At 61.9% G+C, this 15,682-nt stretch carries 15 protein-coding genes and 2 pseudogenes; 12 read left to right on the top strand and 5 right to left on the bottom strand.

Features of this window, described 5'->3' with window-relative positions; translation table 11 throughout:
- The 7 genes and pseudogenes from J5Y21_RS11510 to dnaB form a co-directional block, all read left to right on the top strand.
- A pseudogene (locus J5Y21_RS11510) lies at window positions 1–131 on the top strand (galactosyltransferase-related protein); the annotation flags it as partial.
- A 43-nt stretch (window positions 132–174) separates the two neighbouring features.
- Window positions 175–1,533 (top strand): annotated as a pseudogene (locus tag J5Y21_RS11505) (glycosyltransferase 87 family protein); the annotation flags it as partial.
- A 194-nt stretch (window positions 1,534–1,727) separates the two neighbouring features.
- Entirely contained in the window at window positions 1,728–2,165 is a 438-nt protein-coding gene (locus J5Y21_RS11495; protein ID WP_210576059.1) for a hypothetical protein, read from the top strand.
- Window positions 2,166–2,307: 142 nt separating this feature from the next.
- Entirely contained in the window at window positions 2,308–2,598 is a 291-nt protein-coding gene (rpsF, locus tag J5Y21_RS11490) for a 30S ribosomal protein S6 (RefSeq protein ID WP_210576076.1), read from the top strand.
- 145 nt (window positions 2,599–2,743) lie between these two features.
- Entirely contained in the window at window positions 2,744–3,325 is a 582-nt protein-coding gene (locus tag J5Y21_RS11485) for a single-stranded DNA-binding protein (protein ID WP_210576057.1), read from the top strand.
- 49 nt (window positions 3,326–3,374) lie between these two features.
- Window positions 3,375–3,827, top strand: coding sequence for a 50S ribosomal protein L9 (rplI, locus tag J5Y21_RS11480; protein ID WP_210576055.1), 453 nt, complete (start codon window positions 3,375–3,377; stop codon window positions 3,825–3,827).
- A gap of 546 nt (window positions 3,828–4,373) precedes the next feature.
- The gene (gene dnaB, locus J5Y21_RS11475; RefSeq protein WP_246875204.1) at window positions 4,374–5,906 is read left to right on the top strand and encodes a replicative DNA helicase; all 1,533 of its coding nucleotides are present in this window, start codon (window positions 4,374–4,376) and stop codon (window positions 5,904–5,906) included.
- 21 nt (window positions 5,907–5,927) lie between these two features.
- Here dnaB and J5Y21_RS11470 read toward each other — a convergent pair whose 3' ends face one another.
- The 4 genes from J5Y21_RS11470 to J5Y21_RS11455 form a co-directional block, all read right to left on the bottom strand.
- Window positions 5,928–7,256: an MFS transporter gene (locus tag J5Y21_RS11470; RefSeq protein ID WP_210576053.1), complete on the bottom strand. Its 1,329-nt coding sequence runs from the start codon at window positions 7,254–7,256 to the stop codon at window positions 5,928–5,930.
- Between the two features lie 53 nt (window positions 7,257–7,309).
- The gene (locus J5Y21_RS11465; RefSeq protein ID WP_210576072.1) at window positions 7,310–9,526 is read right to left on the bottom strand and encodes a heavy metal translocating P-type ATPase; all 2,217 of its coding nucleotides are present in this window, start codon (window positions 9,524–9,526) and stop codon (window positions 7,310–7,312) included.
- Window positions 9,527–9,731: 205 nt separating this feature from the next.
- Window positions 9,732–9,944, bottom strand: a complete 213-nt coding sequence (locus tag J5Y21_RS11460; RefSeq protein WP_210576051.1) for a heavy-metal-associated domain-containing protein — start codon at window positions 9,942–9,944, stop codon at window positions 9,732–9,734.
- A 43-nt stretch (window positions 9,945–9,987) separates the two neighbouring features.
- Entirely contained in the window at window positions 9,988–10,191 is a 204-nt protein-coding gene (locus J5Y21_RS11455) for a transporter (protein WP_210576049.1), read from the bottom strand.
- 135 nt (window positions 10,192–10,326) lie between these two features.
- Here J5Y21_RS11455 and trxA point away from each other — a divergent pair, with 135 nt between their 5' ends.
- Both trxA and J5Y21_RS11445 read left to right on the top strand, forming a co-directional pair.
- The gene (gene trxA, locus J5Y21_RS11450; protein WP_210576047.1) at window positions 10,327–10,716 is read left to right on the top strand and encodes a thioredoxin; all 390 of its coding nucleotides are present in this window, start codon (window positions 10,327–10,329) and stop codon (window positions 10,714–10,716) included.
- A 315-nt stretch (window positions 10,717–11,031) separates the two neighbouring features.
- Window positions 11,032–11,895: a PspA/IM30 family protein gene (locus J5Y21_RS11445; RefSeq protein WP_210576045.1), complete on the top strand. Its 864-nt coding sequence runs from the start codon at window positions 11,032–11,034 to the stop codon at window positions 11,893–11,895.
- Window positions 11,896–11,914: 19 nt separating this feature from the next.
- Here J5Y21_RS11445 and J5Y21_RS11440 read toward each other — a convergent pair whose 3' ends face one another.
- The gene (locus J5Y21_RS11440; protein WP_210576043.1) at window positions 11,915–13,177 is read right to left on the bottom strand and encodes an NYN domain-containing protein; all 1,263 of its coding nucleotides are present in this window, start codon (window positions 13,175–13,177) and stop codon (window positions 11,915–11,917) included.
- 225 nt (window positions 13,178–13,402) lie between these two features.
- On the opposite strand from J5Y21_RS11440, the gene J5Y21_RS11435 reads away from it, so the two are divergent.
- From J5Y21_RS11435 to J5Y21_RS11425, 3 genes are read left to right on the top strand one after another with little or no spacing between them, the layout of a single operon-like run.
- Window positions 13,403–13,777, top strand: a complete 375-nt coding sequence (locus J5Y21_RS11435; RefSeq protein ID WP_210576035.1) for a GntR family transcriptional regulator — start codon at window positions 13,403–13,405, stop codon at window positions 13,775–13,777.
- Window positions 13,774–14,532, top strand: a complete 759-nt coding sequence (locus J5Y21_RS11430) for an ABC transporter ATP-binding protein (RefSeq protein ID WP_210576033.1) — start codon at window positions 13,774–13,776, stop codon at window positions 14,530–14,532. Before J5Y21_RS11435 ends, J5Y21_RS11430 begins: the two co-directional genes overlap by 4 nt.
- Entirely contained in the window at window positions 14,533–15,543 is a 1,011-nt protein-coding gene (locus J5Y21_RS11425; RefSeq protein WP_210576032.1) for a hypothetical protein, read from the top strand. It begins immediately after the preceding gene.
- Window positions 15,544–15,682: the final 139 nt, after the last annotated feature.

Here is a 15,682-nt window from a genome sequence, read left to right as displayed (position 1 = left end):
GCTCGAGGGAGTTTTTCGAGCGCATCGGCGGTTTCGACGGATCCTTCGTCGGCTACGGCGGCGAGGACTGGGAATTCGGGTTCCGCGCCTGGAACGCCGGCGCGACTTTCGTCCACGAGCCCGCCGCCCTCCCCCGCCCCCACCGAGAGGACCTCCGCCGCCGCCTCCCCCCCCCTCGCGCTCGGGGCCCTGTTCAAATCCAATTGCGCGCGGGGCAAGCTTGTCGACGGCTCCATGCAGCTCAACTGGGACGGCAACCGCCACTACACCTCGTTCTGCTACAACGACATCGTTCCGCTATACGGCGGGCGCGGGCTCGACCAGCCCGGCTTCGTCTACGACTACTCATGGGTGGAAGGCGACCTGACCCGGTATATGGAGTACCCGGTTCTGGGCGGCCTGTTCCAGGGTCTGATGGGGTGGATCGCCAGGACGACGTACCCGGTCGTCGATAAGCTCTTGCCCGACGCTGGCTGGTACTTCTACCTGACAGCTTTCGTGATGGCCGTGATCTGGGTGGGCACTGCGCGCATGGTCGCGGAGCTGGCCGGCAACCGCATCTGGGACACGATCCTCGTGGTGGCCTCTCCCCTGCTCATCATGCATGCATTCACCAACTGGGACATTCCTTCGATCGCCTTCGCGGTCGGCGCGATGCTCGCCGCGCGCAATAAGCGCTTCTGGCTGGCTGGCGTGCTCATTGGTGCGGGCGCTGCGTTCAAAATGTGGCCGATTTTCCTGCTCGGCGCATACCTCGTCGTGTTCCTGCGCCGCCGTGACCTCATGCCGTGGGTGAAGCTCACGGTCGGCGCCGTGGCCACGTGGCTGGCGGTGAATGTGCCGCTCATGCTGCATAATTACGATTCCTGGCACGAATTCCAGCGGCTCAATACTGACCGCGGCTGGGAATGGACCACGATCTACGCCGTGATCTCCCGCATGACTGGCTGGGGCGGTTTCGACTCCGGAGAGGGCGCGCCCGTCATCCTGAACGCGGTGACCCTCGTGCTCTTCCTCCTCGGCTGCCTGTTCGTGCTGATTGCTGGGTTGAAAGCCCCGCAGGAACCGCGCATCGCTGAACTGGTGGTCCTCATCGTCGGCTTCTTCCTGCTCTTCAACAAGGTGTGGAGCCCCCAGTACTCCCTGTGGTTCGTCGTGCCCGCAGTGCTCGCTCTCCCCCACTGGCGCCTGCTGCTGTCCTGGATGACCGTGGACATGATGGTCTGGCCGATCCTGATGTGGCACATGATGGGCACCGACAATCTCGGTCTGCCCGGCAGCGTCCTCAATATCGTGGTGATTGCACGCGATGCGTTCATCATCGCCATCATGGTGCTCGTCGTCCAGCAGATGTACGGCCGCCGCCGCGACAAGGTCCGCGACGCGCACTACGGCTGCGATCCGCTGATGACCACCCCGGATGATTGGGAGGAGGCGAAACGCACATGGGTCTCACCGCGACCACAATCCTCGGAATCTGCTCCATCTTCATTGCATTCGGTCTCTTCACTGCCTGCTACTGGACAGTCGTGAAAAAGAAGCCGGCTGCGCTTTCCGTCGGCCTCGGCTTAACCGCATTCATCTTCATGACCTTCGTCCCCGTCTTTCTCGCCGTGTTTGTCGCCGCCCCGAACGCGGGACACTAAGTCGCGGACTATATTCAACCGGTGCCCAGTGGATACGCCGAGATCGTGGACTGATTTCTGCGAATCCGTACGGTGGCAATCATGAGCATTAAGAAACTAACGACGTTGATCGCCGTACCTGCTCTCTCCCTCTCCTTGGTCGCCTGCAGCAGCACTTCTGATGAAGATGCTGGCGCTAAAACCGACCAGGCACCGAGTCAAACCGCCGTTGCCGAAGAGGGCGCGACTGAAGAGGCCATGACCTCCGACGACAATGATGATCAGGCTCCCGCAGCAGGATCTGCGCAGGGTGAGCTACCGGACGCGGTGACGGGCTACACCAGCGAAGCGGAGGCTGAGATGGCCGAGGACGGTGTGACCGAAGCTGACGTGGAGCGCGTGCTCGCCGAGGCGAAGCAAGGCGGCGCCGGCGTTGAGACCGAATGGGACGACGACGGGTACTGGGAGATCGAGGTCGGCGAGATCGACATCGATATTGACCCGGACGGATTGGTCCGCGAAGTCGGTCGGGACAACTAGTCGACCAGAAAAACCGTGATTTTCTCCACGGTTGATCACTGGGGTACGCTGGACGGGTTGCTTGACGCAACGACCCTCCTGCCATCGCCATAAGGGGCGGTGGCCGAAACCATTGAAACGACCATAGGAGGTGATGAGGTCCGTGCGTCACTACGAAGTAATGATCATTCTCGACCCGAGTCAGGATGAACGCACTGTTGCCCCGTCCCTGGACAAATTCCTCGAGATTGTCCGCAAGGATAACGGCACGGTGGAGAACGTCGATGTGTGGGGCAAGCGCCGTCTTGCATACCCCATCGACAAGAAGGAAGAGGGCGTCTACGCAGTAGTCACCCTGGACTGCGAGTCCGAGACCGTCCAGGAGCTCGACCGTCGTCTGAACCTGAACGACACTGTCATCCGCACCAAGGTTCTGCGCACCGACAACAAGTAAGCGCTGAACTTTTAGAACGGCGTGTGAAGGTGAAAACCCCAGCGCACGGGCTGTGTTCGGTGCGGGCTATAGACTAGCTTGCACACGGCAAATAAACGTCGATACAGCACACTGTTCAAAAGGTCGAAAAGGTAAGGACGAAAAGATGGCACAAGGCGATACCCCAATCACTGTCGTAGGCAACCTCGTTGCCGACCCGGAACTGCGATTCACCCCGACGGGGCTTGCGGTGGCGAATTTCCGCATCGCATCCACCCCGCGCGTGTACAACCGTGATTCCGGCCAGTGGGAAGACGGCGAAGCTTTGTTCCTGACCTGCAACGTGTGGCGTGAGGCCGCGGAAAACGTTGCGGAGTCGCTGTCGAAGGGCATGCGCGTCATTGTCAATGGCCGCCTGAAGCAGCGCTCCTACCAGAACCGTGAAGGTGAAAACCGCACGGTATTCGAGGTTGAGGCCGACGAGGTCGGTCCCTCCCTGAAATACGCCAGCGCCAACGTGACCCGGAACTCCCGTGACGGGAACTCCGGTCGATCTGGTGGCGGCTTCGGCGGAAACCAGGGCGGCAAGTCCACCGGTGGATTCGGTGGCGGCGGCAACCAGGGTGGTGGCCAGTCTGGCCCGTCCAACCAGGGCGGCCAGCAGAACAGCCAGCCCGCAAACGACCCGTGGAACTCTGCACCTCCTGCCGGCGGTTTCGGCGGTATGGACGACGAGCCCCCGTTCTAAAACACATCGACAAACACACCATCAACTTTCAGAAGGAAAGGTCAGGATTATGAAACTGATCCTCACCGCTGCCGTTGAGAACCTTGGTGAACCCGGCGACATTGTCGAGGTCAAGGACGGCTACGGACGTAACCTTCTGCTTCCGCGCGGCCTGGCTATCGTGGCCACCCGTGGCGCAGAGAAGCAGATTGAGGACATCAAGCGCACCCAGCAGGAACGCGAGGTGCGCGACCTGGATCACGCGAAGGAACTGCGTGACCAGCTCGACCAGCTGCAGGGCGTGACCGTCAAGGTGCGCACCGCTGAGAACGGCAAGATCTTCGGTTCGGTCAAGCCGGCCGACATCGCTGATGCCGTTGCAGCAGCAGGCGGTCCGAACTTGGACAAGCGCCGCATCAACATGCCGAAGGGTCTCGTGACCAGCACCGGCGGCTACCAGGTCAAGGTCCGACTCCACGATGACGTGGAGGGCAAGGTGAACTTCGAGGTCGTGAGCGCCTAGTTTTCGCGCTTAACGGCGATCGCGTCTGACGCGATCCAATGACAACAGCTTTGAGCGTGGGTCCCACTTGTGAGGAGTGGGGCCCACGCTCTTTTTGTGTGGTTTTCGGGTTGGCGCCGTCGTCTGCGCGCTGACCTGCGGTTGCGCACAGGTGCTTGTGGATAACCGGTGGAAAACTCCAGTTCAATGGCCGCTCGGGTGCCTGATATGCAATGGTTCGGGCACTTATTAGGGGTTATTTTGCGCTTGTCAAACCTGCTGGTTGTGAAGTTATTCACCGCTTACGATACTTATCGCAGGTGAATAATAATGGCTTGTAATGGGTGTTTGGTGACCGGTGGGGATAGGGCGGGGAGTTATCCACAAGTTATCCACAGGCATTGGTGGTGGGGTGTGGAATGGATCGTGCGATTTGCGTTGATTATTCACAGGGGGCTGTGGATAACTCGGTTTCGATTGGGGGTCAAAGGGTCGCGCGAGGACGGTCTGGTTCATCCCGGCGGGTAACATTTCACACGAGCTGACAACGTGAAGGAGCGGGATATAATGGCATCGGGGACAGCGGGAACGGCCGGCGGAAATTCGGCACAGGACAACCAGGCCGGTGGGGACAGCTTCGCCGATGAGGCGGTTCCTCTGCCGCCGGAGCCGACTGATGGTCCGCCCGAGGATTACCGGGGTGATTCTGGGCGCTCGAGTGGATCTTCGCGTTATGGCCGTGGAAAAGGCTTCACCCAGGACCGCGATGATTTGACCGAGTACCGCCAGCCCCCGCATGACCGAAAGGCGGAGCAGGGCGTGCTCGGCGCCATGCTGCTCAGCCCCAACACGGTGATCGACGTCATTGAGCTCCTCCGGGTGGAGGATTTCTACTTCCCTGCGCACCAGCTGATTTACCAGGCCATCCTGGATTTGTACTCGCAGGGCTCCGAGGTGGACGTGCTGATCGTCAGCGGCCGGCTCGACCGCCTGAATCAGCTGGAGCGTGCCGGTGGCGCCCCGTACCTGCACACGCTGATCTCCGAAGTTCCCACGTCGGCCAACGCGCGGTACTACGCGGACATCGTGGGGGAGAAGTCCACCCTGCGCCAGTTGGTCGATGCCGGTACGCGTGTGGCTCAACTCGGTTATGACGGTGCGGAGGGCATGGAGATTGAAAATCTCGTGGACCGTGCCCAGCAGGAGGTCTTCGCCGTTGCTCAGCAGAAGACGGGGGAGGACTACCGCGCGCTGGCTGACCTGCTCAAGCCGACAGTGGATGAGTTGGCGGCCTACGAGAAGGACGGCGGTCTCGCCGCCGGCGTGCCCACGGGCTTTATCGATCTGGACCGCCTGACTAATGGGTTGCACCCAGGGCAGATGATCATCGTCGCAGCGCGTCCGGGCGTGGGTAAGTCGACGCTGGCCATGGATTTCGTGCGGTCGTGCTCGATCCACAACGGCCTGACATCGGTGATCTTCTCGTTGGAGATGAGCGCATCCGAGATCGTCATGCGTCTGCTTTCGGCTGAGACGGAGATCAAGCTGGCGGCGATGCGCTCGGGCCAGATGGAGGAATCCGACTGGGAGAAGCTCACTCAGCGTCTCCGCGAGATTCAGGCCGCGCCGATCTTCGTCGACGACTCGCCGAATCTGACCATGATGGAGATCCGCTCGAAGGCGCGTCGTCTGAAGCAGCAGCACGGGCTGGACCTCGTGGTGCTCGACTACATGCAGCTGATGAGCTCCGGCCGCAAGGTCGAATCCCGTCAGCAGGAGGTCTCGGAATTCTCGCGTCAGCTCAAGCTGCTGGCGAAGGAGCTCGAGGTCCCGGTCATCGCGATCTCACAGCTGAACCGTGGACCGGAGGCCCGCACCGACAAGCGCCCGCAGTTGGCGGACCTGCGTGAGTCGGGTTCGTTGGAGCAGGACGCCGACATCGTCATGCTGCTGTACCGTCCGGATTCGCAAGACCGCGATAACGAGCGCGCAGGTGAGGCGGACATCATCATCGCCAAGCACCGTGGTGGTCCGATCGACACGATCGCGGTTGCGCACCAGCTGCATTACTCGCGCTTCGTCAACATGGCCCGGGGTTAGGGCCCATGGAGAGCCAGGGCTTTATCCCAATGCTTTCCCGCGCTGCTCCGGCAACGTGAACGCGGCGACGCAGGCAAGGGCAAAAGCGCCGGCGAAGATACCGAACACGGCAGACGGGCCGCTGAACGCGAGAACGGGCGGGACGATGAGCGGCGCGATGATGGAGCCGATGCGCCCGAAAGCAGCGCCGGCGCCTGTGCCGGTCGCGCGGACGGAGGTGGGGTAGAGCTCCGGGCCAATGGCATACAGCGCACCCCAGGCGCCGAGGTTGAAAAATGACAGCAGGCAGCCTGCCGCGATGATCTGCCACGGCGCGGCGGCGAAGCCGTAGAGCACTGCGGCGAGTGCGGATCCAGCGAGAAAAGCAGACAGAGTGACGCGGCGGCCCCATACCTCGATCAGCCAGGCGGCCGCGGCGTAGCCCGGCAACTGCGCGACGGTGATGATCAACGTGAATGTGAAAGATCGCACCAGCGTGAACCCTTGATCGACCAGCAGGGACGGAATCCAAATGAACGCTCCGTAGTACGACAAAGAGACACCGAACCAGACGGCCCAAAATGCGGCGGTCCGGCGGCGCAGAGCCGGGCCCCAGATCCCACCGCGCACCTCGTCGTCGGTGACTGCGGGGGCAGGGGAGTGGTCGATCTTCGCCGGATCGGCCTCGGCCTCAAAAGACTGCACGATCGTTTCAGCCTCGTCGTGCCGGCCGACTGATTCGAGGTACCGCACCGATTCGGGCAGGCCGAGGCGCACGTAGATGGCATAAAGAGCGGGGACTGCGCCGAGCGCGAAACCCCAGCGCCACCCGATATCGCCTTGGGAGACGACAAAGGTGCCGATCACGGCGGCCATGATCCACCCGACCGCCCAGAATGCCTCCAGCAGGACGACCATGCGGCCGCGAACCTTGCGCGGAGAAAACTCGCTGACCAGAGTAGAAGCGACGGGGAGTTCCGCCCCGAGTCCGAGGCCGACAAGAAAGCGGAAGACCATGAGAGCGCTCACGGACCATGCCAGGGCTGACGCGCCCGTGGCCAGGCCGTAGAGCAACAGTGTCGCGGCGAAGACTTGGCGGCGACCGATCTTGTCAGCGAGGAGCCCGCCTAAAGAAGCGCCGATGGCCATCCCGATGAAGCCGATCGACGCGATCCACGAAGTGGTGGACTTATCCAGGTCCCAGTGCACGGCCAGGGCAGCGATGATGAATGACACCAGCCCGACGTCCATCGCGTCGAGTGCCCACCCGATGCCTGATCCGACAAGGAGACGTTTGTGCTTGGCAGTCACGGGAAGGCGGTCGAGCCGCTCATTCCGGGAAAGATCATTTGTGCTGGCGGTAATGCTCATGCACGCAAATAATAGCCAGCACTAATCGGCAGATAGAAGAGAATAAGGGATATCTATTCAGAACTGCCGGCTCGGAAGCGGTTCAGCCGCAGCGAGTTCGTCACCACGAACACCGAGGAGAACGCCATCGCAATGCCCGCCAGCATGGGGTTGAGCACTCCGAACGCGGCGATGGGCACGAGGATCACGTTGTACGCGAAAGCCCAGAACAAATTGCCCTTGATCGTGCGCAGCGTCGCGCGCGAGAGCCGGATCGCGTCCGCGGCGGACCGCAGGTCGTCGCCCATCAGGGTGATGTCAGCGGCCTCGATCGCGACGTCCGTGCCCGATCCCATGGCCAGGCCCAAGTCCGCGGTGGCCAGGGCGGCAGCGTCGTTCACGCCGTCGCCGACCATCGCTACGACCTTGCCTTCAGCGCGCAGCTTATCGACGACATCCACCTTCTCCTCCGGCATCACCGATGCCGTCACATTGTCAGCGTCGATTCCGACAGCCTCGGCCGCTGCTCGGGCGGCACCAGGATTATCGCCGGTGAGCAAGTGCGGGGTGAGCCCAAGTTCTCGCAGCTCCGCGATCGCCTGAGCGGAGGATTCCTTAACCGTGTCGCGCACCGCGATCACGCCGGCATCGGCGCCGTCGACTGTCACGGACACCGCGGTGGCACCGTCATTCTCCAGTGCCCGGGCACTCTCACCGGTGCCGCGGGAGACGGTGACAGGGGAGCCGTCGACAAGCGCGCTTACGCCTTGACCTGGCGTGCTTGAAAAGTCTTCGGCCTCTGGGATGTGCAGGTCACCCGCCGCGGAAACGATGGCGCGAGCGATGGGATGCTCGGAGCTGGACTCGACTGCCGCGGCGAGCGCGAGGACGTGGTCGGCGGTGAATCCCTCCGCCGGCTCAACGTCGGACACCGTCATCTCGCCGGTAGTGACTGTGCCGGTCTTGTCTAGCACGATCGTGTCCACGCGGCGGGTCGACTCGAGGATCTCCGGGCCCTTGATCAACAGGCCCATCTGCGCGCCGCGGCCGGTGCCGACGAGAATCGCCGTCGGTGTGGCCAGCCCAAGCGCGCACGGGCACGCAATGATCAGCACCGCCACCGCCGCGGAGAACGCCTGCGGGGACGGGTGCCCCAGCAGCAGGTGCACCGCCAGTGTGACCAGCGCGATAACGATGATGGCAGGGACGAAGACGCGCGAAATACGGTCCACAAGCTTCTCGACGGGCGCCTGTCCCGCCTGCGCCTGCCGCACCAGCTCGCTCATGCGGGACAGGGTGGTCTCCGCGCCGACGCGGGTCGCCTCGACGACGAGCCGGCCGGTCTGGTTCACCGTCGCGCCGGTGACGGTGTCGCCCTCGGTGACCTCCACCGGGACGGATTCGCCGGTGAGCATCGAATTGTCTACCGCCGAGTGACCCGCGATCACTGTGCCGTCCGTGGCGATCTTCTCGCCCGGGCGCACCACGAACTGGTCGCCTTCGGCCAGCTGCGAAACCGGAACACGGATTTCCTGTCCGTCGCGGATGACAGCTGCGTCTTTCGCGCCCATCGTTGCCAGGTCGCGCAGGGCTTCCGAGGACCTGCCCTTTGCCTTGACCTCGAACCACCTACCCAACAGTAGGAATGTGATCACCACGGCGACAGTCTCGAGGTAGATCTCGTCCATCCCGTGCGACCCGGAGCCTGCCCGGGAGAAGATGTGCATCTCCATTGTCATGCCCGGCTCGCCAGCGTTGCCGAGGAAGAGGGCCCACACCGACCAGAGGTAGGCGGCGGTGGTGCCCAGACTGATCAAGGTGTCCATCGTGACTGCGCCGTGGCGCAGGTTCGTCCAGGTCGCGCGGTGGAAGGGGGCGCCCGCCACGACAAACACCAGCGTGGTCAGGGTGAAGACCGCCCACTGCCAATAGGTGAACTGGAGGGCCGGGATCATGGAGACCAGCATGATCGGGACGGCCAGCAGCGCCGACCAGATCACTGTCCGCTTCAGCTCGGCGGCCTCGTTCTCGCGGGCCAAGTCGATGCTGTTCATAGAATCAGCGCTGTTTGCGGAGCTGCCGGAGGTCTCTTCCGCGCCGGGCTCGGTAGCCGACATCGCGAACGCATCGTAACCGGCGTCGCGGACCACCTGGATCAGCGAGGCCCGGTCAGTCTTGCCGGGGTCGAAGTCCACCGACGCGGTTTCGGTGGAGAAATTCACGTTCGCTTCGACACCGTCGACCTTGTTCAGCTTCCGCTGCACACGCGACGAACACGACGTGCACGTCATTCCTGTCACGCCTAAATCGAGGTGCTCGAGCAGTTGTGCTTCTGGTGCCGAGTTCTGAGCCGGTACCGGGGTGCTCACCGCGCAGTCATCCTTTCCTGCAAATGTTCACGTGAAAAGTCCACTACTCCTGCGAACATCGAAACGGGCCCGAAGATTCCCTCGATAGCAGGAAACCTCGGGCCCGCCGGAAAATGGGCCAAAATATTTAGACCAGCGAGTAGCCCGCTTCTTCCACAGCGGCGGCGACCTGCTCGCGCGTGAAACCTGCGCCGGTCACGGTGACAGCGCCGGTCTTGTGGTCTGCGGTCACGCTGGTGACACCGTCGATCTCGCTGACCTCCTCGACCACGCTCGCCTCGCAGTGGCCGCAGGTCATGCCCTCGACGGTGAACTGGGTGGACTCAATCTGATCTGCCATAATTCATAACCTTTCTGTGGGGGGGATGGTAGGAGGACGCACGTCATTCGTCGATAAGCGAAAAGCCCGCGTATTCGACGGCGAGCGAGATCGCCTCATCCGTAAAGTTCTCGCCGCGGACGCGCAGGATGCCTTCGTCCACCTCTACTTTCACGCCCTGGGTCCCCAGCACCTGACTCACCTCGTCCTTCAACTTCGCTACGGAGGTCTCGTCCGTAGGGCCTTCGAACCGGTAGTTCTTCGTCACATGCTCTCCTTAAACTGCTGCTCATTCCAGCAAGGGAATGAAACCGACGTTGATAGGGTTGGACCAACATAGACCCCGCATGAACGGGGAACTGCCTACTAATGAGATTACTAAAGCACTGATAGGAGATGAACCGTGAGTACCGTCAATGTAACCGAGGACACGTTCACCCAGACCATCGAGAACAACGACATTGTCATCGTGGACGCATGGGCTGACTGGTGCGGGCCGTGCAAGGCCTTTTCCCCGATCTTTGAGGAGGCCTCGGAAAAGCACTCCGACATCACCTTCGCCAAGCTTGACACCGAAGCCAACCCGGGCCTGTCCGCAGCACTGCAGATCCAGTCCATCCCGACTCTGATCGTCTTCCGTGAGGGCATCCACCTTGGCGAGCAGGTCGGTGCGCTTCGCCCGGGTGAGCTCGAGGAGCTCATCGAGCAGATCCGCAACATCGATATGGAAGAAGTCCACCGCGACATCGCGCAGCAGAGCGCGCAGCGGGACGACCAGCAGGGCGAGAACTAAACACGCGTCGCTTTCTGGGCAGATCCCCCCGGCGCCCCTTTCACAGTGCGGTGCCGGGGGATCGGTCTGCTCGGGGCGGGCCGAGTGCGGCTGTTTTTCTAGATGTGAACCCCAAACCTTAGTTCTCCCAGGACGCTTGTTCGGAGCGGTTTTTGTCCACCAGGAGAAACTAAGTTCTGGGGTTAACATTTGCGGGTCCGCCTGGGCGGAGCGGACCTGGGGGCAAGATGAGGCAGGGCGGTCGCCGGGCAACGCACGTAGACTCGGGAAACGAAAGCTCGACGAATTATCTACGGAAGTAAAGGACCCTCTTTCATGGCTAACCCGTTCAGCAAAGGCTGGAAGTACCTCATGCAGTCGTTCGACTCGAAGATCGACGAGAACGCAGATCCGAAGGTCCAGATTGAGCAAGCTGCAGCTGCGGCGAAGGACCAGCACAACGCGATCACCCGTCAGGCGGCGGAGATCATCGGTTCGAAGAAGCAGCTCGAAATGGCCATCAGCCGCAAGCGCGAAAAGCAGGAAGAGCTGCAGGACAAGACCCGCACCGCGCTGAAGATGGCGGACCAAGCGACGGCTGAAGGCGATACCACCAAGGCATCGCAGTTCAACACCACCGCCGAGACGCTGGCCGCGCAGCTGGTGACGGTCGAGCAGGAGCTGCAGGACCTGTCCACCCAGTACTCCGCCGCTGAGCAGGCTGCCGCTCAGGCCGAGCAGCAGCAGAAGCAGTCCGAGGCGCGCCTGCAGGAGCAGATGAACGAAGTCAACCGTCTGCGCTCACAGGTTGATCAGGCGAAGATGCAGGAGCACACCGCCCAGACGATGGACACCATTGGCCAGTTCCGCGAGGACGATTCGGTGCCGACGCTGGATGGCGTGCGCGACAAGATCGAGCGCCGCTATGCCACCGCACTGGGGCAGCAGGAGCTCGCCGAGTCGGGTGTTGACGGCGTGATGGCTGAGATCGAGTCCGGTCAGACAGACGTCGCTGCCAGCTCGAAGCTCGCCGAGATCCGCGCATCCATGGACGAGGAAAAGGCCGGCGAACTGACCGCTGGCAGCGCGGCAAACTCCACCGCTGCGGATGAAAGCGCCGACCAGGAGTCCGCGAAGGAGGACGGCGAGCCGAGCGAGGAGAGCCTCGACCGTTTCGACGGGGAGTCCCCGCAGTCCTAGGGCTCGTCGCTCCTGGGTTCTAGCTCTGGGTCGTCCGGCGGATATTGATCAGCACTCCGCGGATCCCGGAGTGGAAACCGTCGCGGAGGTTGACGCGCTGGTGCTCGCTGAGCGTGTACTCGTGAAGAGTCTCGCAGGCGAATTGCAGTAGCGGGCGGTCGATCTCCGGAGGTAGGCCGCCGCCCGAGAGCATGTGCGCTTCATCGCGCTGCTCGGAGGAGGCGGCATTGTCATACCACCAGGTAGCGTACTGCTGGCCCACGTCGAATGGGGTCTGGAACCCGGACGACGTCCACACCTCTTCCGGTAGCGGCACATAGCGCGAGCGCAGCTTGCGTCGCGGTGCCATCATCGACGGCTTCGGCATATTCCGCGGGCTGGCTGCTGCCAATTGTGCAGGTGAAGGCGGGCCGGGGCGTTTCGTCGCTGATGGCTCGGCAGTCTCCGATTCGTCGGGCTCATCATCGAGATCAGCGTCAGCCGTGGGTTCCGCGCTACCGGCCGACTCTTCAGGAAGATCGTCGGTTTGGTGCTTTCCGGCCTCCGCAGACTGTTCGTCGAGCGCGTCGGTCGGGGAAGCGGCGCCGTCGATAAGCGCTTCGGCCTCGTCGCTGACGGCCGACTCGGACAGTGGCTGCTCACCGTCGGGGCGCGGCACATTGCACATGCCTTCGTCATCTTCTTCTTCGCCAGCGTCATCCATCGGGCGCTCCCGGATCGTCGGCGGCAGCGGGCCTTCGAGGACCTGCAACTGCATGGCTTCGGCGAAATCCTCACGCGGGTCGAGGATCGTGGTCGAATCGCACGCGTGGCGCAGGGCCGACGACATGGAATCCCAACCGAACCCGTAGAGATGGACCCGAATGCCGGCGTTGGTGGCTTCCTCAACGCCCGGAATCATGTCGGCATCGCCGCTGACCAGGACGAAGTCGGTGCACTGACCACGCATCGCGTTGACCACGATGTCGGCGACGAGACGGGTGTCCACGCCCTTCTGTGTGCGGCGTTCGCCCCACTCGATGAGTTGGCCGGTGCGCAGCTGGACGCCGTCGCACGTGCGCAGCGCGCGCTGGTAGCGGTGCGGGCCAGAATCGGGGATGCCGTCGTACCAGAACTGACGGTGAATCGGTTGGTTTAGTTGCTGAGTGATCATGCCCGAGAGGTTGTTCACCACCTCAGGCAAATCGATTTCTAATTGCGAACGCGCCCCTGTTTCCCACGAGTTATAAAAGCTCGCGAGCAGGTAAGACGTGTCAACAAAGACGAGTGTGCGTTCAAGCATGGCTCCTAAATCCGTATCTATTCATCTAACTAAAGTTTGTTGTCTCCCCAGTTTGCCTGTTTTGTATCGCTCTCGCTGAGATTCCGCGTTGACCAGCGATATCGACAGTGCATAGACAGGTTATATCCAGCCCAGCGTGCGAAATTGACGATCAGTCCCATTGGTTATACGGTTAGTTAGGCAACTAATCAACCAACTAACCAACTAACGTAAGTGAGGCGGAGGGTGGGTAATGACACAGAACCGCTTTTCCTTCAGATCGCACGACTAATTCAAGACCAGATCATGGAAGGCGAACTTGAGCCCGGGGATCGCGCCCCATCGACAAATGAGCTCGCCGCATTTCACGGCATCAATCCCGCTACCGCACGTAAGGGGCTCACATTGCTCGCCGAAGCAGGAGTTCTGGAGAAGCGCCGCGGCATCGGCATGTTCGTTACGGAGGGCGCGCGCGAACGGATCATCGGCAAGCGCCGCGAGGATTTCGCGGGTGCGTACGCCGCACCGCTTATCGACGAAGCCTTGCGCCTTGGTTATGCCCGCACCGAACTCCACGACCTCATCGATCGCGTCGCAGAAAGCAGAGGAATGTACAAATGACAATTCACGTATCGGGCCTGGCCCATAGCTTCGGCAAAAAAGACGTCCTGCAGGGTGTTGACCTGGACTTCGGTCCAGGTATTCATGGTCTGCTCGGCCGCAACGGCGTGGGTAAATCCACCCTTCTGCAGATCATCGGCGGCCAGCTCAAGCCCGAAGCGGGCACGGTGGAAGTCTTCGGGCAGCGCCCCTTCGACAACGCGCGCGTCATGGATAACACGTGCCTGACCGGCGTGGATACCGCGTACCCGGGCACGTGGTCCGGCACTGATGTGATCAAAGGTGCGCAGCTGCGCTACCGCACCTGGAATCAAGCGATTGCCGACGAACTGATCGCTGATTTCGACATGGGGGATGCCCTTTCGACCCGTTACGACAAGCTTTCGCGCGGCCAGCGCGCCATGGTCGCTATCATCATCGGGCTTGCCTCGGGCGCGGAGCTTTTGCTTCTCGACGAACCCTATGTCGGCCTGGATACCCACAACACTGATGTGTTCTACCGACACCTTCTGGCGCAGGCGGATACCGGGCGCACGATTGTGATGGCCACGCACCATATCGATGATGCGGCAAAAGTCCTGGATGACGCGGTGATTCTGGGGCGTGAGGGGGTCGTCGTCAAGCAATGCGTCCCTGAAGACGCCGATGAATTCGCTGTCGCGGGCCCGGAACTTGTGCCGATCAGTGAGGCCCCGCGCCACGCACGCGCCGCGACTTTCGACGATTTGATCGAGCACTACCTGGAGGTGTCCTAGTTGAATACGAGCCTGCTTGGGTATTTCCGCCATCAGTTTGTCGCGGCGCCGCTGACGCGCCTGCTCTGGATGGTCCCGATACTTGCGATGCTTGCATCCGGGGTGCTTTATGCCACCCGTGACACGCCTATTGCTGTCATCTTTGGCCCGATGATGCTGACGGTGTTCATGATTAGTGCGCTGTCGTTGGAGGACACCGCCTATACGGCTTACGGAATGCCGAAGTCGCGCACCATGAAACTGGCTGCCGTGGCTGTCGTGCCCGCAGTGTTGTTCGGTGCGACCATCGCATTGCTCGCGCGCCCGGACTGGGTAGGCATCGCGGGTGCACTCGTGGCGCTGGTCTCAGGCGTGCTCTTCGGTGGGAAATTCATAGCCGGCGATGCAGTGGTGAGTGACCGGGAGGCAGATTCGCACATTGGTCGTGGCAGCTTCGAATTCGAATTGATCTTCAAGCCGCAGCTGCTGTGGGCACTCGGTGTGGCCGTTGCGCACTGCATCTTCCTATATCTGTCGGACTTCATCGGCAACGACACCTTCGGGCAGCTCTTCGGTGGCCTCCCGATCATGATCTGGTACTCGGCTTACTGTATGCAGGGGCTCGGTATCCCCGGTACGGCAACAGGTGCAAGCTTCGGCGTGCCGCGCCGGCGCTGGCTGGCGTTGTCATGGGTAGCTGCGCTGGTCTCCGCCGCGACGTATATCGGTTTGGCGGGCCTGGTCTCTCCGTCCGAATTCTCCTGGGCCGCAGTGGCCACCATCGGTATCGGCGGTCTTGCCAGTGCCGTCATCGGTGCCGCGGTGAAGATCTGGCGCACGGAATTAGGCATGCTTCCCGGCTACATGATGTTCTTCATCGCAAATGGGGCATCGGATGCCCAAGGCTTCCTCGACGGCGCAGTCATTTTTGCGCTGGTGACAGCGGGAATCCTCGCGTTGGTCGGCATTGTCATTCAGGCCGGGTATCTCGTGGGATTGATCAACCCTAACCATGCCAAGGATAAGGCGTAGAAAGGCGGGTTGGCCTGCTGGTTTGTGTTGTTGGTTGGGTGTGTGTAGCTTTATGTGAGTCAGCGTGACCGACAACGCCCCGCCGGGCGGTCCGATAGGGACTGGTTTTGGTGAGATGGCGGTAGGAAAACAATCGCTG

Source organism: Corynebacterium sp. Marseille-P3884, from assembly GCF_017942225.1.
GTDB lineage: Bacteria > Actinomycetota > Actinomycetes > Mycobacteriales > Mycobacteriaceae > Corynebacterium.
The sequence above is the reverse complement of the archived record's forward strand: the minus strand, read 5'-3'. Positions and strand labels throughout refer to the sequence as shown.